Origin of the sequence: Marinobacter manganoxydans MnI7-9 (assembly GCF_000235625.1) — a bacterium.
In the GTDB taxonomy this organism is placed as follows: domain Bacteria; phylum Pseudomonadota; class Gammaproteobacteria; order Pseudomonadales; family Oleiphilaceae; genus Marinobacter; species Marinobacter manganoxydans.
On sequence record NZ_AGTR01000081.1, the window covers coordinates 59,594 to 77,524 of the forward strand.

Annotated in this window: 17 protein-coding genes; 10 read left to right on the forward strand and 7 right to left on the reverse strand. The window is 58.0% G+C overall.

Going from position 1 to position 17,931, the window contains the following annotated elements; genetic code table 11:
• Window positions 1–120 precede the first annotated feature (120 nt).
• The 4 genes from KYE_RS16755 to KYE_RS16770 all read left to right on the forward strand — a co-directional run bounded on the left by KYE_RS16755 (window position 121) and on the right by KYE_RS16770 (window position 3,451).
• On the forward strand, window positions 121–1,176 hold the full coding sequence (locus tag KYE_RS16755) for a type IV toxin-antitoxin system AbiEi family antitoxin (RefSeq protein WP_039882122.1): 1,056 nt from the start codon (window positions 121–123) through the stop codon (window positions 1,174–1,176).
• On the forward strand, window positions 1,142–2,011 hold the full coding sequence (locus KYE_RS16760) for a nucleotidyl transferase AbiEii/AbiGii toxin family protein (RefSeq protein WP_008175754.1): 870 nt from the start codon (window positions 1,142–1,144) through the stop codon (window positions 2,009–2,011). Before KYE_RS16755 ends, KYE_RS16760 begins: the two co-directional genes overlap by 35 nt.
• A 341-nt stretch (window positions 2,012–2,352) precedes the next feature.
• Window positions 2,353–2,706, forward strand: a complete 354-nt coding sequence (locus KYE_RS16765; RefSeq protein WP_008175757.1) for a hypothetical protein — start codon at window positions 2,353–2,355, stop codon at window positions 2,704–2,706.
• Window positions 2,707–2,872: 166 nt separating this feature from the next.
• A complete protein-coding gene (locus KYE_RS16770) occupies window positions 2,873–3,451 on the forward strand; it encodes a porin family protein (protein WP_008175760.1) in 579 nt (192 codons plus the stop codon).
• 38 nt (window positions 3,452–3,489) lie between these two features.
• Here KYE_RS16770 and cysK read toward each other — a convergent pair whose 3' ends face one another.
• The 3 genes from cysK to KYE_RS16785 form a co-directional block, all read right to left on the reverse strand.
• Window positions 3,490–4,461, reverse strand: a complete 972-nt coding sequence (gene cysK, locus KYE_RS16775) for a cysteine synthase A (protein WP_008175762.1) — start codon at window positions 4,459–4,461, stop codon at window positions 3,490–3,492.
• A 43-nt stretch (window positions 4,462–4,504) separates the two neighbouring features.
• Entirely contained in the window at window positions 4,505–7,378 is a 2,874-nt protein-coding gene (locus KYE_RS16780; protein ID WP_227497865.1) for a transporter substrate-binding domain-containing protein, read from the reverse strand.
• A 109-nt stretch (window positions 7,379–7,487) separates the two neighbouring features.
• A complete protein-coding gene (locus KYE_RS16785; RefSeq protein ID WP_008175765.1) occupies window positions 7,488–7,931 on the reverse strand; it encodes a methylglyoxal synthase in 444 nt (147 codons plus the stop codon).
• Between the two features lie 83 nt (window positions 7,932–8,014).
• On the opposite strand from KYE_RS16785, the gene KYE_RS16790 reads away from it, so the two are divergent.
• Window positions 8,015–8,806, forward strand: coding sequence for an ATP-binding protein (locus KYE_RS16790; protein ID WP_008175767.1), 792 nt, complete (start codon window positions 8,015–8,017; stop codon window positions 8,804–8,806).
• Here KYE_RS16790 and KYE_RS16795 read toward each other — a convergent pair whose 3' ends face one another.
• Genes KYE_RS16795 through pdsR form a run of 3 tightly spaced genes read right to left on the reverse strand, consistent with a single transcriptional unit; the run spans window position 8,807 to window position 12,868 of the window.
• Window positions 8,807–10,114, reverse strand: coding sequence for a DUF3422 family protein (locus tag KYE_RS16795; RefSeq protein ID WP_008175769.1), 1,308 nt, complete (start codon window positions 10,112–10,114; stop codon window positions 8,807–8,809).
• Window positions 10,115–10,132: 18 nt separating this feature from the next.
• Complete coding sequence (locus KYE_RS16800; protein WP_008175771.1) at window positions 10,133–12,163, reverse strand: ATP-binding protein; 2,031 nt, start codon at window positions 12,161–12,163, stop codon at window positions 10,133–10,135.
• 3 nt (window positions 12,164–12,166) lie between these two features.
• Window positions 12,167–12,868 carry a proteobacterial dedicated sortase system response regulator gene (gene pdsR, locus KYE_RS16805; protein ID WP_008175773.1) on the reverse strand — a complete coding sequence of 234 codons (702 nt, stop codon included), beginning with the start codon at window positions 12,866–12,868 and terminating at the stop codon, window positions 12,167–12,169.
• Between the two features lie 367 nt (window positions 12,869–13,235).
• Between pdsR and KYE_RS16810 the strand changes: the two genes are divergently transcribed.
• The 5 genes from KYE_RS16810 to KYE_RS16830 all read left to right on the forward strand — a co-directional run bounded on the left by KYE_RS16810 (window position 13,236) and on the right by KYE_RS16830 (window position 17,380).
• On the forward strand, window positions 13,236–15,305 hold the full coding sequence (locus KYE_RS16810) for a marine proteobacterial sortase target protein (protein ID WP_100169516.1): 2,070 nt from the start codon (window positions 13,236–13,238) through the stop codon (window positions 15,303–15,305).
• Window positions 15,302–15,892, forward strand: a complete 591-nt coding sequence (locus KYE_RS16815) for a class GN sortase (protein ID WP_008175776.1) — start codon at window positions 15,302–15,304, stop codon at window positions 15,890–15,892. The genes KYE_RS16810 and KYE_RS16815 overlap by 4 nt, the downstream gene beginning before the upstream one ends.
• 48 nt (window positions 15,893–15,940) lie before the next feature.
• Window positions 15,941–16,639: a lysophospholipid acyltransferase family protein gene (locus tag KYE_RS16820; RefSeq protein WP_008175778.1), complete on the forward strand. Its 699-nt coding sequence runs from the start codon at window positions 15,941–15,943 to the stop codon at window positions 16,637–16,639.
• A 94-nt stretch (window positions 16,640–16,733) separates the two neighbouring features.
• Window positions 16,734–16,976: a GlsB/YeaQ/YmgE family stress response membrane protein gene (locus tag KYE_RS16825; RefSeq protein WP_008175780.1), complete on the forward strand. Its 243-nt coding sequence runs from the start codon at window positions 16,734–16,736 to the stop codon at window positions 16,974–16,976.
• 2 nt (window positions 16,977–16,978) lie between these two features.
• Entirely contained in the window at window positions 16,979–17,380 is a 402-nt protein-coding gene (locus KYE_RS16830) for an MAPEG family protein (protein ID WP_008175782.1), read from the forward strand.
• 79 nt (window positions 17,381–17,459) lie between these two features.
• On the opposite strand, the gene KYE_RS16835 is transcribed toward KYE_RS16830, so the two are convergent.
• Window positions 17,460–17,931 (reverse strand): OmpA family protein (locus KYE_RS16835; RefSeq protein ID WP_008175783.1); only part of this gene is annotated, 472 nt, incomplete at its 5' end.

Consider the following 17,931-nt stretch of genomic DNA (forward strand, 5'->3'; position numbering starts at 1 on the left):
GAATCTATGGCCTGTTTCTCCGGAGGACAGACAATAGCGCTCCTGAGCTCTTGTTCACTTAAAAGTCTTGTTCATTATTAATGAACAGTGCTATTTTGTGAACATAATGTTGGAGAGGCTATGAAACCATCAATCAACGAGCGCGCATTTCTAAGCCAGGCAATCCGCGCGTTCCATCAAGAGACAGGTTTAGACTTACACCCTACTGTCGAGAGTGAAGTGATGCCCTGCTCTGATGGCCTCATTCTTGAACTGGGCGATACGGGCATCCAGTACAGCGTTGAGCTGAAGCGCTGGGCGCAGCAGGCGAATATAGGCACTATTGTCGCTCAGCTACGGCGAATGCCGCCGCCCGCATTGCTGGTCGCTGATTACGTAAACCCGAATATGGCAGACCGCCTTCGAGAAGCCGGCGCACAGTTCATTGACGCCGCCGGCAATGCTTATCTGAACGAAAAGACATTCTTCATCTTCGTAAAAGGTAATCGCAAAAGGCCGGTTCATGCATCAGCAAGGAAAACCTCCCGAGCCTTTAATTCATCTGGTTTAAAGCTGATTTTCAGTTTTCTAATGGACCCTCATCTGGTCGGTGAAACTTATCGAAAAATGGCAGAAGTCAGCGGTGTTTCCCTCGGAGCCATCGGCTGGGTTCTGAATGACCTGAAAGACAAGGGCTATGTTCGAGAACATGGAAAGAAGGGCGCAAGGTCACTTGAGAACCCTATGGGGCTGCTTGATCGCTGGGCCGAGTCCTACCCGGAAAAACTGCTACCCGAGTTGGACATGGGGCTATTTCAGGCAACCTCTGCGATGCCGTGGAAGAAAATCCGGCCGGAGCTTCTGGGTGGGTGTTGGGGCGGGGAAGTTGCCGTCTCTCGGCTGGGCAACTATCTGTCGCCTGCCCAGGGGACTATTTATCTGCCCCGAGAAAAGCTGAAAAGCTTGGTGATGGAATATAGGCTTCGTAAAAGCCCGGGCAATTCACCCAATACGTCCGAGACATTGCAGATCAACGAGAAATTCTGGCTCGCTGATTCACTCAACGTAAACCAAACTCCTGGGATTGCCCCAGATATTCTTGTCTATGCTGACCTCCTGATGACCGGCGACTCGCGTAACCTGGAAGCAGCGGAGCGGCTTTATGCCCAGATTAAAGATCGATTCCAAGAATATTGATCCGACTCAATTGAAGACCTACGGAGCCATCAAGTGTGTCGCCGTGGATCAGGATGTGCCATTCATCATTGTCGGCGCCTCCGCCCGTGATCTGGTAATGCATCACGCCTATGGAGCACCCATTCAACGGGCAACAATGGATATCGATCTTGCCGTTCAGGTCCCGGATTGGGCTGATTTTGAACGCATCCGCGATAGTTTGATTGGCAAAGGTTATACCAAAACCGATCTCCCTCATCGTTTGCACGGCCCGAACGGCGCACCCATCGACATTCTTCCTTTTGGAGCTGTTGAAAGTGACGATTCAGTTATTCAATGGCCGCCTTCTGGCGAAGTGCAAATGAGCGTGGTCGGTTTTCAGGATGCCCTGAATAACGCCGACTGGTTGATGATAGCAGCAGAGTCAGAGTCAGAGTCAGAGTCAGAGCTGGAGTTGCCTGTTGCCAGTCCTCAGGGATTGGCCCTTCTGAAACTGGTGGCCTGGTCCGAAAGAGATGCGCAAACAAGACGCAAAGACGCGGCCGATATCGCTTATCTGGCATCCAACTATGAAAATATTCCTGGCCAGATGGACCGGCTTTTCGAACAGCATGAAAGCATCCTCGAAGCCTACGGCTGGGATACGAGACTTGCGGGCGCTCAGTTGCTCGGCAAGGAAACGGCACAGATTGCCAACAAATCAACGATGAAAGTCCTGCGACGCCTGCTCAGTAAGGATCTGATTGCCAACCTGACTAGGGATTCGGGCAACACGTGCGGCGATTTCACCGAAGAAGTTGTGTCAGCGTTTATTGGCGGACTTTTTGGCTCAGAAGTAACAAATGTACAAAATTGACTCAGAAGCCAACCGCATAACACCAATGGCGGTAACTTCTCAGAATGCAAGATTTTAGAGCGAAATCACTGTCAGGAATGGCTCGAAAACGCTCCCGAAGCCTTCGGCGAAGAGCTTCCGATTATCCAGAAAGAGTTCGACGGTTTTGAAGATACCCGTGGACGCCGAGATTCACTTGTTCTCGACAAAGACGGCAACCTGGTCATTATCGAAAAGAAGCTGGATGACATCCGATCGTTATGTGGTCTGGCAGGCGCTGAAGTACGGCGGCTACTCCGCGAATCTGAGCAGTTCCTAGCGCCTGATATTCGTGGCGGCTAAATTCCGCAAAGAAGTCACCAATGTGGTGTTATGGCTCAGCCAGTTCTGATTGCATTCTCTTCCTTGCGCTTGTCTTCTACCGCCTGACACGGCCGGTTTCCTCCAGAAAACGGCAAAAAGGGGTAGAGGCGCAATCAGGTTTAGGTATCGATGCCATTCGCAATCTGATCAAAGCCAATCCCCTGGAGGCCGCGTTGATGGCGTTCGCAGTGGGTATCGCAGAGCAGAAGGATCCCAGGCTCAAATCATTGCTGATGGAAGGTGGCATGGTGCTGATGAAACGGGCCGAGTCGTCTGACCCCGACCGGGTCGTTGCATATAAGACTCCCGAGAACGAGAGTGAAACCAAGCCAGATTCTAATACCCCTCAATAAGTCAAAGTTGTTGTTTTTTCGAGGTTAATTGCGGATTACGGGATCTTAGTCCGGGTTTAACCCGGTAGGGCAGGAATTCCTAGTAGGGTGAGTTCAGGTAATTGAAAGGCAACTTTCGATTTCCATGGAATGAAAGGATATTTGAACTCATTAGGAGGAACGCCCTATGAATTCCGCAATCCGTATTACCAGCGCCGCACTGTTCACAGCCTCGCTTGTTACTGCGCCCGTCGCTTTAGCTCAGAGCAACGCGGAGAGGGACCAGTCAGGCCCCTATGTCAGCGGCAGTTACGGTGGCTACAAATCACACGGCGGCGAGTTCGAGGATGAAAACGATCTGCTTGGCGCCGCTGTCGGCTACCAGTTCAATCCGTTTTTTGCCCTGGAGGCCGAATACATTGATTTCGGCAACTTTGGCGAGGACGAGGTTGAAGGCAAGCTGAAAGGCTTTGGCCTGAGCGCTGTTGGCCGTCTGCCTCTGACCGATAGCTTCGGCGTCTATGGTAAGGCCGGCGCGTTTGCGTCTGCGTTTGATGTTGATGCATTCAACGCAAGTGAAACCTACGATGAAGTATCGCCCTTTGTCGGCGCCGGTGTGGATTTCCGGGTAACGCCCGCGCTGACGGCATTCGCGGAATACAATCGCTACAACGTCGACATTGATAAAGAGGACTTCAACGGCCAGGTAACCAACAGCGGTCCGGAGTTTGATACCGGTCGGGTCGGCCTGAAACATCAGTTCTGATGAGTGCAGGGCGCAGCGCGGGGCTGCGCCTTTCTCTTTTACTGAACGTTTTCCTGCTCGCCAAACTGGCCGGCGAATAACGCTGTGGAAAGATAACGCTCGGCGGTATCCGGCAGCACCACCACGATGTTCTTGCCCTGGTACTCCGGCTGCTTGCTGATGCGTACCGCAGCCGCCACCGCTGCGCCGCAGGAAATGCCGCAGAGAATGCCCTCTTCCTGCATCAGCCGATGGGCCATGTCCATGGCGTCTTCGTTGGTAACCGTCTCCACCTGGTCAACCATTTCCAGATCCAGATTCTTGGGCACGAAGCCCGCACCGATGCCCTGGATCTTGTGGGGCGCCGGCTTGATGTCTTCGCCGTTCATCATCTGGGTGATCACCGGTGAGTCGGTAGGCTCGACGGCAATGGTGGCGATCTGTTTGCCCTTGGTGCCTTTGATGTAGCGGGAAACGCCGGTCAGCGTGCCACCGGTGCCCACGCCCGCCACGAAGATATCGATTTCACCATCAGTGTCTTCCCAGATTTCCGGGCCGGTGGTGTCCTCGTGGATTCGGGGGTTGGCCGGGTTCTGGAACTGCTGGGGCAGGAAATAGTTATCCGGGTCTGACGAGAAGATCTCTTCGGCCTTGGCGATGGCACCCGGCATGCCTTTGGCAGGTTCGGTCAGCACCAGTTCTGCTCCCAGTGCCTTCAAGACCTTGCGACGCTCAAGACTCATGGAAGCGGGCATGGTAAGGATCAGTTTGTAGCCCCGGGCGGCTGCCACGTAGGCCAGGGCGATCCCGGTATTGCCGCTGGTGGGTTCCACAATAGTCATGCCCGCCTTCAGGGTACCGCGCTTCTCGGCGTCCCAGATCATGGCAGAGCCGATCCGGCACTTAACGGAATAGGCCGGGTTTCGGCCCTCAATCTTGGCCCAGATCGTGGCGCCGTCGTTCACGCGGTTCAGTCTGACCAGTGGGGTATTGCCGATGGACAGGGAATTGTCCTCGTAGATGCGAGCCATGGCGTTCTCCTTGTTACTTTGTTTTTATTCAGTCTAGCACCACTCAGGAACCCACTGAGCGCGCTTCCAGCCGGTTGCGACCGTTCTGCTTGGCCTGGTAGAGCGCCTGGTCTGCCTGTCTGAGAAACTCTGCTGGCGAGTCGTCGGGGCCCGGTACGCCAGTGGCAAGGCCAATGCTGATGGTGAGGTGAACGTTGTGTTCTCCGCATACCGAGCAGCTTTTTTCGACGTGTTTGCGGAAGGATTCCAGCCGGTTACGAATTTCGGTACTGTCATCATAGCTGGCGAAAATAACAAACTCTTCGCCACCGAAGCGCGAGAGCCGGTCGGTTTCCCGCCGGAAATGTTTGCGCATAAGCTCTGCCAGTGTTTGCAGGCAGATGTCGCCCGCTTCATGGCCGTAATTGTCGTTGATCCTTTTGAAGTGGTCGGCATCCACCATGGCCACTGCGAAGCCAGAATGGTGGCGCTGGCACCACTGAAAGCTCTTTCGGAATTCCTGATCAAAGTAGCTTCGGTTGCCCAGTCTGGTGAGGTCGTCTGTCACGCTGAGCCGCGCGAGTGTCTCGTTGGCGTCGGTCAGGTTTTTGTTGAGCCGGTTCAGCTTGCGGTTCCAGTAAACCAGAAGCAGAGCAATCAATATGGCTGCGATTGAAAGCTGCCAGATCAGCGTGTAATCAACGGACTGCTTGAGACGGATGTTGCGCCACTGCCTCTCGAGATCTTTGCGTTCCTGCGCGGTCAGGCTGGATACCAGTTTTTGCATGATTCCCAGGACGACAGGCTCGTCTTTCCGTGTGGCGACTGAAAGCGACCAGTCTGCCGGAATGCGGCCGATGACTTTCACATCCGCAAGGCCCAGCTCCTGCATGTAATAGCTGGCTGTTGCCAGAGTTGTAATATAGCCGTCCAGGTCATGGTTCTGTAGTTTACGTAGGCCCATCTGCTCGTTGGCAACCTCGATCAGATTGAGGGAGGGGTAGCGACTCTGAAGCAATTCTGCGAAGGCATAGTCTTTGACAACGCCGACTCTTTGTCCGCGCAAGTCCCCGACCCGCTCAATGAAGGGGGCTTCAATCCGGCCAAGCACAACTGTCGGTACCTCGAGATAGGGTTCGGTAAAGTTCAGGAATTCTGACCGCTCCGGAGTTTTCATGGCCATGGTGAAAATGTCGCATTTGCCCTGCCGGGCTGCTCCGATCGATTCGGTCCAGCTGTCGGTGCGCACCAGCTCGAACCGAACCGGTGCCCGTGAGGAGAATAATCGGGCCACTTCTGCGGATAAGCCTGCGTGGTTGCCCTCTTCGTCTATGCCTTCGAGCGGGAGCCAGTTCGGATCAATACACATGTTCAACTGGTTGTCGTGGACCTTGAGCCACGCCAGTTCAACCGCATTCAGGGAAACCTCACCCGTTTCCTGTAGCTCCAGGTCTACGCTCGCGCCCAGCCAGCGGCTTTCGATGGTGTGCATCTCTTCGGGGGAAATTGCAGCCAGCGCCTGATCGAGTATGTCTGCCAGGGGCGCGAGACCGGGCCTGACGCCAAACCGGAGGTCTTCCCCGGACTGTCCCTCGATAACCAGCTCTCCCGCGATTCTGACGCCTGGTATGCCCAGCTCCCGGATCCAGAAGTTGCCGTTGGGAAGAGCAGCGAGTACAACATCCACTTCGTCTCTGGCCAGAGCCTGGAACATGGCATCCTGGGTCGTAAAAATCCGGGCGTTGTTGCCGAGGGCCTGGGTAACAGGCTCTTCGTAGTAAATGCCGGAGCCGAGAGCAACGCGTTGGTCCTTCAGGTCTTCCAGGCTTTGAATTCTTAACGCGGGATCCCGGGTAAAGGCGACGTTGGGTATGGTGTGGTAGGGCTGGGTAAATCGGGTGAAGGCCTGACGATCAGGCCGGAAAGACATGTTAGCCAACACGTCAATCTCGCCATCGCGGAATAGTGGGAGTAGCTCTATCCACTGGCCCTCGACCGGTATTACCTGCAGCCCGGTCAGATCGGATATCCGGCTCAGCACGTCTACGCTCAAACCGTGAATTCGAGTTGCGCTCTCGAAACTGTAAGGTGCGTAATCCCGCATCAGACCAACGCGCACGGGGCCGGTTTCGGAGATGAATTCCTTTTGATCTGGTCCCAACGAAAAGCTGGTGCCCCGGGCTAAGCTATTGCCTCCCAGTTCCTGCCAACGCTGAAGCAGTTCGTTGATGCGTTTCGCCGGAACCTGCTCCAGGCCAGAGGAAATCCTCTGGTACAGCTCGCTCTTGGCTTTCAGAACACCAATTCGAAAATCTTCGGTCGCCAGATCACCGAGGGGGGCGGTGCCGGCAATCTCAAGAAAACCGAACCCGGCCTGGTTGGCATAATAATGCAGCGTCAGCCGCGGCCCGATAATGACATCCACCCAACCAAATGCCAGAGCGCGAATGAGGCTGTGGACCGAATCATAGCTCGTCAGGGATACACCCTGTGCATCGAGTGCTTCGCGATAGTAGACGTCGCGCACTATACCTACCCGAAGTCCCTTCAGATCCGAGAGGGTGCGGATGTCCCCCAGTGGCCTCTGGTTGTTGTGCATCAGATAGGTCTGGCGAAGGTGGTAGGGCTCTGTGAACAGGATGTTTTCTGCCCGCTCCGCACTGAACGAGATGCCGTCGATAACATCAAGCTCGCCCCGCAAAAATGCATCGTAGATTTCCGGCCAGCTGCCAGCGCGAAATCGGAAGTTCAGATCGGCATTTCGGGCGACCTCGCGAAGCACATCAACAGAAAAACCGGAGGCGCCGGGACCATCGTCGAACGAGAAGGGTTTGTTGTCGCCCACGATGCCGACAGTCACGGTGTCGTCGGCCTGTTCGGACATCGCCAGTGGGGATGCGAGCAAAAGGCAAAGGGCCCAGAGGACTGTCGCGGCCACGCTCCGGTATCGAGTTTCTTTGTGAGTAGCGGGAGTCTTCATCGGCGAGCCGGCGATCCTTTACTGCTTCGACTTAAGTGTAGCCTTAACCGACTCGATTGAACATTACTCAGGTGCTCACTGGGCGGCCGGTGTAATCGGAGAAGTCCGGCTTTTTCGGATGATGCTGGTCGTCTGTCATGTACGCCGAGGTAAGAATGAATTCGGCAGTTGCGCGGTTGCAGGCCACGGGAATGTTCCAGAGCGCGGCAATGCGCAGCAGTGCCTTGATGTCCGGGTCATGGGGTTGAGGTTCCAGAGGGTCCCAGAAGAACACCAGCAGGTCGATTTCGCCCTCGGCGATCTTGGCGCCGATTTGCTGGTCGCCGCCCAGCGGACCGCTTAGCAGGCAATGGATATCGTCCCGCTCCAGGTTATCCCGAAGCAGCCGGCCCGTGGTGCCGGTGGCGTAGAGTTTCAGCGGGGCAAATCGGGTGCGGTTTTCGGCAACCCAGTCCACCAGTTCCTTTTTCTTGTTGTCGTGTGCCACCAAAGCGACGGATTTTACGGCCATTTGGGGTAAAGTCTCCTGTTATCAAGGTTTTTACGGTGCCAGTGTTTCACAGGCTGGCCCGGTTCGGAATAGGAAAGAGGTTTATGTCCGCGACAACATCGTTTGACTGGCAATCCACACCGGCGGCTGTCTGGCGTCGGCATCGGTCGGGGCTGCGCGCCATCCGACGGCTCGATCCGGTGCAATGGCAGGATCTGAAGGGCATCGACCGACAGCAGCAGGCTCTGGCCCGCAATACCGAACGGTTTCTGGCCGGTGAACCCTCCAACAACGCGTTGCTCTGGGGCTCACGCGGCACCGGCAAGTCGTCGCTGATCAAGGCGCTGTTGAACCGCTACCAGGAGCGTGGGCTGCGGATGATCGAGGTGGACAAGGATGATCTGGTCAACCTGCCGGAAATTGTCGATGAGATCTGCGAGCTGCCGTTCCGGTTTGTGATCTTCTGCGACGACCTGTCGTTTGACGTTGGTGAGTCCAGCTACAAGGCCCTGAAAAGTGTACTGGAAGGTTCCCTGGAACTGCCCCCGGAGAATGTAAGGGTGTATGCCACCTCCAACCGCCGTCATCTGATGCCGGAGTTCATGTCCGATAACCTCAAGAGCGAAATGCGCGACGGTGAGCTGCACCCGGCCGAAGCCATCGAAGAGCAGGTGTCCCTGGCGGACCGGTTCGGTCTTCAGCTTTCGTTCTATGCGTTTTCGCAGGCTGTGTACCTGCAGGCGGTGGACGCGCTGTTCCCCGACTTTGATGACCGGGAAGGCCTGCATCGGGAGGCGATCCGCTTCGCCACTGCCAAGGGCGTACGCAATGGTCGCACGGCCCAGCAGTTTTACCGGCAGTTTGCCGGCGAGCAGGATCTCGGCAGGCTGAAGTAGCTACTGCCGTTTTGCCATCTTGATGAAGTGATGGTGGACCACCCGAACCCCGAGAAACACCAGGGTCATTACCACCGGAATGGCGATGCCCAGAACCAGGGTCTTGTTGAAGACAACACCGGCTTCGTAAACCGAATCCAGCCCGAATTTGAGCAGGCCGATCAGGTAATAGGTGATGGCCACCACCGAGAAGCCTTCCACCGTATGCTGCATCATCAACTGGATCTTGGAGCGCCGGTCCATGGAACTGAGCAATTGCTGGTTCTGGCTCTGGATGGCCAGTTCCACCCGGGTGCGCATCATGTCCGAGGCCCGGTCGACCCGTCGGGAAAGGTCTTCCAGCCGTTCGCTCACCGCTTCGCAGGTTTTCACTGCCGGAGTCAGTCGGCGGGTCATGAATTCGGTCAGGGTCAGGTGGCCGGAGAGTTCGTCTTCCCGCAATTCTTCCAGGCGGGTCAGTACCAGCCGGTGATAGGCGCGGGTGGCAGAGAAACGGAACGTGGAGTGGGCCCGGAAGGCCTCGATACGGGCCGCAATGTTGGTCAGTTGGGCCAGCAGTTTTTCTTCGTCCACATCCTCATTTTCCGCCAGTGACCGGGTGATCACGGCCAGTTTTTCATCCATATCGTTCAGTGACGGTGTGATTTCCCGGGCAACGGGGAGTGCCAGCAGTGACATCAGGCGGTAGGTTTCGATTTCCATCAGGCGCTGGGTCAGACGGCCCAGCTGGCTGTCCGACATGTGGTGGTTCATCACCATGAACCGGCCAAAGCCGTCACTGTGTAGCCGGAAGGTGCCCCACACCCTGGCGGCACCCTCCTGGGGACTGCTCCCGACCAGTCGCATGCCTTCGAAGTGCTTGCGTACATAGTCCAGGTCGCCTTCGGTTCCGTCAGCGGCCGGCCGTACTTCCAGGTGGAATGCCGCAATCACTGTACCGGTCAGCTGTTCCAGCCACCCCTCCGGCAACGGTGTAATGCCGGTCTCGCTAAAGGGTGTTTCCTCACCCGCAGCCAGGTTGATAAAGGTGTAGGACGCGAATTCCATGTGCATCTCGCGACGCACCCGCAGGGCACCGAAGGTATGTTCAAAGCAGCCCACCTCGTTCTCCGGTACCGGATGCCCCATCAGCCGATGGAGTTCCTGCAGGTGCCGGAATTGTTCCTGCCGTTGCTCAGGTGTTGTCAGAACCGCCATCTGGGTAACCCGCGCCGGTGTCGGTAGCACCTGGAACGGCCTTGAGTGCAGCTCGTTGTAGAGATCGTTCCGAAGCGGGTGAATGTCGAGGGATTCCAGGCGTGCGCTCACGGCAGGGTGGTCCTGTGGTCAAGAGTGGATAGCTGGGATCATAACCCGGAAGCACACACCGTCAATGCCACCTTGGGCGCGGTTCCGGGCTTCCACATGGGCACCATGGTAGTCGGCAATCAGGTTGACAATGAGTAGCCCCTGTCCAAGGTGGCCCTGTTCCTGGCCGTCCCGCATTGAAACGAAGGGGCTGAAGATGTCAGTTGTTGTGTCTTCGGGCAGCGTTGAACCCTCATTGAAGACCGACAGACACAGCCCTTCCGAAGTTGTTTCCAGGCCTACCTCAATCAGTCCATCCTGTGGTGTGAAATCCCGGGCGTTATCCACCAGCTTGTCGAGCAGTTGCACCATCAGTTCTGGCGAACCCGTGATCTTGCAGCCTGCCTGCGGCCCCGAGTAGCGGATCTGATGGCTGCTGTCGAGGGCCTGATACGCAGCGGTTGCTTCTGCGGCCACCTCCGCCAGATCGAACTGTTCTTTATCCGCATGGTCCAGGCTCTGCTCCAGACGCGCCGCTTCGCTCATGCCATGGAGTATCTGCCGGAGGCGTTCGGTGGCGGAAGCGGCCCTTTCGATGTATTGCCTGCGCTCTTCCTCCGAATCGCTGTGGTTGAGGTTTTCCAGCGAGGAACGAACCACAGCGACAGGTGTTTTAAGTTCGTGAGAGAGTCGCCGGGAGAAGCTTTCCAGGTAGCGGTTGTACCCGTGGAGACGATCCACCATCAGGCTGAAGTGTCGCTGCAACTGGCCCAGTTCGTCCTTGCTTCGGGCATCCGGCACTCTGCCCGTGATCCGGCCGTCTTCATCAATACTGGCGCTGACAGCACGCTGCAGCCGGGTAATCCGCCAGGACAACCAGCTGGCATAGCCAAGCAGAACCAGGGTGAGAGCGACAATGATGAGGGTGCTGCGGGCAATGACCGAGCCGAGGGCAGAGCCGGAGAGGGTAAGAAGCTGATCCAGCGACTGCTCCAGAATCAGCGTGCGGCCACCGAAAACCTCCCGGGTGGTCAGCAGCCAGACGCTGTCATCTTCATGACGGACCAGGCTCGTTTCCGGTAGCGCCTCAACGTCCACACGGTTGGTGTCGGTTTCGATTGAGGTGGGTTCTGGCTGGTAAAGGCGCACCAGGCCCCTGAGTGCATTGAGACTGATCTTTTCGATCACCTGCACCGGGCTGAGACTATCGAACTCTGGCGCTGTGACGGCTGAGTCAGCCTGTTGTCTCGCGATGACCCATCCGGCCGGTTCAACCAGTCGGGCCTGCTGGCCGGGGTTAAGTTGTGGTTCCAGCTGTCGCTCCAGGGCGAGATTTCGACTGACCAGCACCGGCAATGGATCAACCGACGTGGAGACGCCGGTTACCTGATCACTGCCCCATAAGGCCGCAAAACCCAGGCGGCTGCGGTCGACAGGCATGGGCAGTTTCAGTTCCAGCTGCCAGCCATCACCGGCGCCCTGCAAAAAGCCGGAGAGGCGATAGTCAGGCTGGCCGCCTTTCTCTTCAAGGCCATAGAGCTGGCCGGGAGCCGGTGTGCGCAGTAACCAGGACTGCCGGCCGGATTCCTGGGCCAGGTTGCCGCCTGAGGGCTCTAGCCAGAGCCTCAGCCGGTCATGGGCCTGTTCCGGGCTGCCGGGATTAAAGAACACGGGTTGCCTATGGCTAACGCGAATTAGCAGGTACAGGTTCCGTCTATCGGTAGCGGCCTGCCATTGCAGAGCCGTTTCCCCGGCTTTGCCGCTGGTGACCCTTTGCCAGTTTCTGGTCTGGTTTGCCTCGTCATATCCTGGCCAATCGTCAGCGTAACCATCCAGGTTCAGGTTGCCGGCAAAAGGTTCCACGTAGATGGCGGGCTCACCGGGCCGGACCACCGGCGTACCGATGATCTGATCGCCGGCAGTCGCGGCCAGTCTTTCGGCCTGGGCCTGGAGTTGCTGCCGGGCCTGTTGGCGAAGGGCATCGTCCAGCTCCAGAACAAACTGAAGGCCCGCCCAGGGGATCAGCAGCATCAGAAGGCTGGCAACGAACAGCTGGCGCTTGAGATTCAAGACTCAGACCTCACGGGCGTTCCACCGGTAGCCCATGCCGTAGGCGGTCTGTATGCCGTCAAAGGTTGCGTCAATCTGCTGGAACTTGCGGCGGATACGCTTGATGTGGGAGGTGACCGTATTGTCATCCAGCACCGTGCTTGCGGCTTCCATCAATTGTTCCCGGCTGCGGACATGGCCGGGGTGCTGAACCAGCGAGTGCAGCATCCAGAATTCAGTGACGGTCAGGTCGATGGGCGTTTCATCCCAGGCCACTGTCATGCGATCCACATTGAGGGAGAGTTTGCCCCGCTCGAGCACCTCGTCCGGTTTCTGCAGGGCTTCGGCCCAGGCGTCGGCCCGCCTGAGCAGGGCGGTAACCCGGGCCAGCAGGTGGTCCAGGCTCATGTCCTTGGTGACGTAATCATCGGCCCCAAGGCGCAAACCGTGGACGGAATCGATGTCGCTGTCTCGGGCGGTCAGGAAGATAATCGGCAGGGTCTGGGACAGTGACCTCAGATCCTGGCACAGGGCGAAGCCACCCTCCGGCTCATCGCCCAGGCCAACGTCGATGATGGCCAGGTCCGGCAAGGACTGCCGCAACACCTGCCAGGCCGACGACCGGTCGCCATGGGCGGTCACGCGATAGCCACGGCGCTCGAATGCGGCGCGGTAGTTGTCGCGGATGGCGGGTTCGTCTTCGATCAGTACAACGTGTTTCTTCATGGTGGCGGCTGCTTCCCGTTGCCGGTGTGTGCCTATTTAACCACGGCAGGTGCTGATAACAAGCGCGCAGGTCGTTGTTGCCATAATTCATCATTTTTTGAGGGTGGTTTGTCGCTTTCTGCCATGGGAGTTCCTCTCCGGATTGCTGAAATGGCGGTGTTTCGCACAGTCATGCAGTCACAAGGATTCTCTCATGATGCTCTCCAATTCTCTCTTGCAGCTCTACTCGACTTCTTCTGATAAGAGTCTGCCGCCCGGCCAGCGCCGGGTACCTTCCGAAACACGCTGTGAATACGTCCCTGTACGCTCGGCTCCGCCATCCATGGCTCCGCACGGTTTCGGAAGGTACCCGGCGCTGGCCTCTTTCATGAGCCGCTTTCTGCACCGTCGTTTCAAGCAGATCTGTGAGGGAATTAGCCTCTGGCTGGCAGTTTTGCTGATGCTGTTTGTTCACCCACTGTATGCCGAGGCGAATGAGGCAGACAAGGTCGGCCAGTTGCATTTTGTCGACGGCCAGGGGCAATGGCAGGAACCGGCGCTGGTGCTGGACAGTGAATTCGACATTCAGGTCAGCGGACTGATTGCCGACACTCGGTTGCTGCGCAGTTTCCAGAATACCAGCGACCAGTGGCGCGAAGGCGTTTTCGTGTTCCCGTTGCCCGAGAAGGCCAGTGTGTACGGTCTGACGATGACGGTGGGGGAGCGGACCATTGAGGGCAAGGTGCAGCCCAGGGAGACGGCGCTGCAGACCTATGAGAAAGCAAAGCAGGCCGGGCAGCATGCGGCGAATGTGGAGCAGCAGCGTCCGAATCTTTTTACTGCCCGGGTTGCCAATATCCCGCCGGGGGAGACGGTTTCGGTTAAGCTGAAGTACCAGCAACCGGTGCAGTATCAGGCCGGGGTGTTCGAGCTCACTGTGCCGACCACGCTGACGCCGCGTTACATGCCGGGAGCGCCGGTCAGCACCGCACCGGATCAGTGGCAAGGCGGGTGGGCGCTGCCGACGACCGAGGTGCCGGATGCCGGTGCCATCAGTCCGTTTACGGTAACCCCGGATGATGTGGCGGCCGACAGCCACCGGGCGGTGATTAATCTGGTGATTGATTCCGGGCTGCCGCTGGAGAGCGTCTCCAGCCCGTCCCACCGTCTCGCGACCAGTCAGGATGGCCAGACTTTCAGGATTCGTCCCGATGGCGGCGAGATCCTGATGAATCGTGATTTCGTGGTGCGGTGGCGTCCGGTTGCCGGGCTGGAACCCTCCGCAGCGGTTTTTCACCAGTCCTGGCAGGGTGAGGACTATCTCATGGCGATGCTGGTGCCGGGCGAAAACGGCACCATGGCGCTGCCCCGGGATCTGGTGTTCGTGATCGACACCTCCGGTTCCATGGCGGGGGAATCGATCCGTCAGGCCCGAAGTGCCCTTCAGGCCGGTCTGGACACGCTGACGCCACGTGACCGGTTCAATGTGATTCAGTTCAACAGCCAGACTCACTCGCTGTTTATGCAACCGGAAGTGGCGACCGGCAATAACCTCGCCCGGGCCCGTCGGTACGTTGACCGTCTGCGGGCCGACGGCGGTACCGAGATGGCACCGGCCCTGTCCCGAGCCCTGGAAGGTGCAGGCGAGACTGAAGGCGGGGCGAGGGTGCGCCAGGTCATCTTCATTACCGATGGCGCAGTGGGCAATGAGGCGGCGCTGTTCCGGCAGATCCGTCAGCAACTGGGCAGCCAGAGGTTGTTTACCGTAGGCATTGGTTCTGCGCCGAACCGGCATTTCATGCGTGAGGCTGCCCGCTGGGGCCGGGGCACTTATACGGCGATCCACTCGCCTTCCGATGTGGACGGTCCTTTGCAGGCGCTGTTTTCGGCCATGGAGTCGCCGGTTCTGACGGACATCCGGGTCGACTGGCCAGGCCAGGAGACAGGCAAGGAGTCATTTCCGAGGCGCTCGGGCGATCTGTTCCAGGGCGAGCCGCTGGTTCATGTGGTGCGCGGTGTTCCGGCCATGGGGGAACTGAAGGTGTCGGGTCGCCTGCCGGGTGGCAAGGACTGGACCAGAACGCTGGACCTGCAGCAGGCCGCCCCGGCAACCGGGCTTCATCGGCATTGGGCGAGAGAGAAGATCGACAGCCTGGAGGATGAGGCCAGGGTGACGGGCCGGGAGCCGGACAAGGCCGGCATTACCGAGCTGGCGGTCAGCCATGGCTTGATGTCGGCCTACACCAGTTTTGTGGCCGTGGATTCCACGCCGGCCCGGAGCCCAGAAACGCCAATGGAATCGGATAATTTGCCCACTCTTCTGCCGGCGGGCAGCCAGGACGGCATGCTGCGCTATCCGCAGACGGCAACGTCGGCGCCGCTGCTGATTGCGCTCGGCCTGGTCGGGCTGATGTTTTCCCTGGCGATTGTGCTGCTGCAGAGGAGGGCGTTCCCATGACAAGGCTCCTGTTACTGTTATTGACCAGCTCTGCTACCTTGTTGGTATTCGGGTTATGGATTCCGCTCAAGGCGGTTATTGCCCAGGAATTACTGGAGATGGCCTGGGCGGAAAGTCAGGCCCGGCAGACGGACTCACGGCCCTGGCCCTGGGCGGACACCTGGCCGGTAGCTCGCCTGGCCATTCCGGAGCTGAACGACACGATGATTGTTCTGGCCGATACCCACGGCGAGAGTCTGGCGTTTGGTCCAGGCCGGTTAACCGGAAGCAGGGATCATGGCGGAGCCGTGATCATTGCCGGGCACCGGGATACCCATTTCCGGAGCCTGAAAGCGCTGGAGACCGGCAATGAGGTTCGCCTGCAAGGCCGGGATGGCCGGTGGCAGAGTTACCATGTAGACGGTGCCCGGGTGGTGGATAGCCGTTCAGAGCTGATTGACACCCAGCGTTTGCCGGAGGGGACGCTTCTGCTGGTGACCTGTTACCCGTTCGACAGTGTCGATGCCGGAGGGCCGCTTCGTTACGTGGTAAGGGCCTCGGCAAAGGGCAAACAAAGGGAGCAAATTGACACTGTTGCCGGAATATAAAGTTGGCGTACACTTGTGCGCCAAAATTTGGCTGCAGAGTGTGGTTGCATGGGTATTATCAGAAAACTGCTGGCGTGGCTGAGCGTACCGATCATCTGCCTTTTCGCGTTGGTTTTCTACGCAGCAAGGCCGTTCAACCCGGATAACAATCGTTTCCTGGCGCGTGCTGTGGCGCGTTTCGGGCGGGCAGTCCTCGGTATGGAACGGCCGCTGGAAGGCTGGGAGAACATGCCGCAGGACCGGCCCACGGTCGTCATTGCCAACCATCAGCACAATGACGATCTGTTTGTTGTGGGCGACCTGTTGCCGCCGCGAACCGTAACTGTCGGTAAATCGTCACTGGTCTGGGTGCCTTTCTTTGGCCAGGTGTTCTGGCTTGGTGGCAACGTGATCCTCAATCGCGGACGCTCCCACAAGGCCGTTGCGGTTATGAAGGCCACAAGCAGTGCCATTGCCCGGGACCGGAAAAGTCTCTGGGTTTTCCCCGAGGGCACCCGCAGCAAGGGCCGTGGCCTGCAGAAATTCAAAAAAGGCGCGTTTCACGCAGCAGTGGCATCCGGAGCGCCGATCACCATGGTGTGTGTGCAGGAATATGCTGATGAGGCGAAAGGCTGGAGCGGCCGCCGTGAATCGGTAGCCATCCGGGTTCTGCCGCCCATCGAAACCGAGGGCCTTACCGCCGAGGATATTCCGGAACTGATGGCCCGATGCCACCGGCAAATGTCTGAGGCCATTGCCGCACTGTAATCCCCTTCCCTGGAAGTGCTTGAAGCACCACTGGAAACAGGGCAGTCTTGCGGGACGGTTGTTTCGTTCAATGACCCTCAGGGAGAGGCAAGAGATGAACCTGATTCTGTTTCTGATTATCGGCGGTGTGGCCGGCTGGTTGGCTGGTCTGATCATGAAAGGCCGTGGATTTGGCATTCTGGCCAACATCGGTATTGGTATTGTCGGCTCGTTTCTCGGCGGTTTCGTATTCCGGCTATTGGGGCTGGCGGCCCAGGGTGCTGTCGGTGAGCTGGTGACCGCAACGGTGGGTGCGGTGCTGCTTCTGGCGATCGTCAGCGCAATCAAGAAGGCCTGAGCATGATCGTACCCGTAACCGGAGTGTTTGCCGCAGTAATTGGCATTCTTTTACTGGTGTTGTCGGCTCAGGTCGTCAAATTTCGTCTGAAGTACAAAAAGGGTCTCGGCACCGCCGACGACCAGGATTTTGAGGCGGCTGTCCGGGCCCACGCCAATCTGGTGGAGTACGCCCCTCTGGGTCTGATCATGCTTGCTATCGCTGAACTCAACGGCGTTGCCAGCGGCCTGATCTACTGGACCGGGATGGCGCTGGTGGTTGGCCGTATTCTGCATGCCTTCGGCATGATCAACGGTCGCGGCGGCACCCACTGGGCCCGGATGATCGGCATCCTGCTGACCTGGCTGGCAATCCTGGTGGCTGCATTGCTGCTGCTGTGGAACGTCTGGCAGGTTTACGGTTAACGAAACGCTACTGGCAAGATTTGCAGAGAGCGAATCCAAAAGGGGGCCTGGCCCCCTTTTTTCGTCTGTAGGCGATTTGTCAGAGCGCCCGGGCCACATCCAGAGTCAGATATTCCAGCTCAACCCGCCGGTTGGCAGCCCGATCTTCCGGAGTTGCCAGAGGTCGGGCTGAGCCCCAGTGGCTCATCAGAATGCGGGATTCCGCAACCCCTTCCTGCATGAGAATCCGCGCTACCGCGTTGGCCCGCAATCGGGAGAGGAACCGGTTGTAGTCTTCCGAGCCGAAGTTGTCGGAGTGGCCATGAATCCTGACGCTGACGGAAGGGTGTTCCTTCAGATAGGCGGCATGCTGCTGGAGGAACGCCATGTCATCATTGTCCACCGAGTGCTTGTTGAAGCCGTAATGGAACTTTATGCGGTGCGGGCGCCTGGTTCCGGCCTCGAAAGTGGCAGTGGTGAAGCCGGCGGCTATCGCGGCATTGGCAATCAGCTCCGGGTTATCCAGTACGAGTACGGTCATCTGAAAATCCTTGGTTCGGTATCCGGTTTTT

Excerpts from the sequence above, each read along its gene's own strand:
- KYE_RS16810 (WP_100169516.1), top strand. The coding sequence starts at position 13,236 with ATGAGCCGCTTTCTGCACCGTCGTTTCAAGCAGATCTGTGAGGGAATT.
- KYE_RS16755 (WP_039882122.1), top strand. The coding sequence starts at position 121 with ATGAAACCATCAATCAACGAGCGCGCATTTCTAAGCCAGGCAATCCGC.
- KYE_RS16820 (WP_008175778.1), top strand. The coding sequence starts at position 15,941 with ATGGGTATTATCAGAAAACTGCTGGCGTGGCTGAGCGTACCGATCATC.
- KYE_RS16765 (WP_008175757.1), top strand. The coding sequence starts at position 2,353 with ATGTGGTGTTATGGCTCAGCCAGTTCTGATTGCATTCTCTTCCTTGCG.
- cysK (WP_008175762.1), bottom strand. The coding sequence starts at position 4,461 with ATGGCTCGCATCTACGAGGACAATTCCCTGTCCATCGGCAATACCCCA.
- pdsR (WP_008175773.1), bottom strand. The coding sequence starts at position 12,868 with ATGAAGAAACACGTTGTACTGATCGAAGACGAACCCGCCATCCGCGAC.
- KYE_RS16790 (WP_008175767.1), top strand. The coding sequence starts at position 8,015 with ATGTCCGCGACAACATCGTTTGACTGGCAATCCACACCGGCGGCTGTC.
- KYE_RS16815 (WP_008175776.1), top strand. The coding sequence starts at position 15,302 with ATGACAAGGCTCCTGTTACTGTTATTGACCAGCTCTGCTACCTTGTTG.
- KYE_RS16770 (WP_008175760.1), top strand. The coding sequence starts at position 2,873 with ATGAATTCCGCAATCCGTATTACCAGCGCCGCACTGTTCACAGCCTCG.
- KYE_RS16760 (WP_008175754.1), top strand. The coding sequence starts at position 1,142 with ATGCCCAGATTAAAGATCGATTCCAAGAATATTGATCCGACTCAATTG.
- KYE_RS16785 (WP_008175765.1), bottom strand. The coding sequence starts at position 7,931 with ATGGCCGTAAAATCCGTCGCTTTGGTGGCACACGACAACAAGAAAAAG.
- KYE_RS16825 (WP_008175780.1), top strand. The coding sequence starts at position 16,734 with ATGAACCTGATTCTGTTTCTGATTATCGGCGGTGTGGCCGGCTGGTTG.
- KYE_RS16830 (WP_008175782.1), top strand. The coding sequence starts at position 16,979 with ATGATCGTACCCGTAACCGGAGTGTTTGCCGCAGTAATTGGCATTCTT.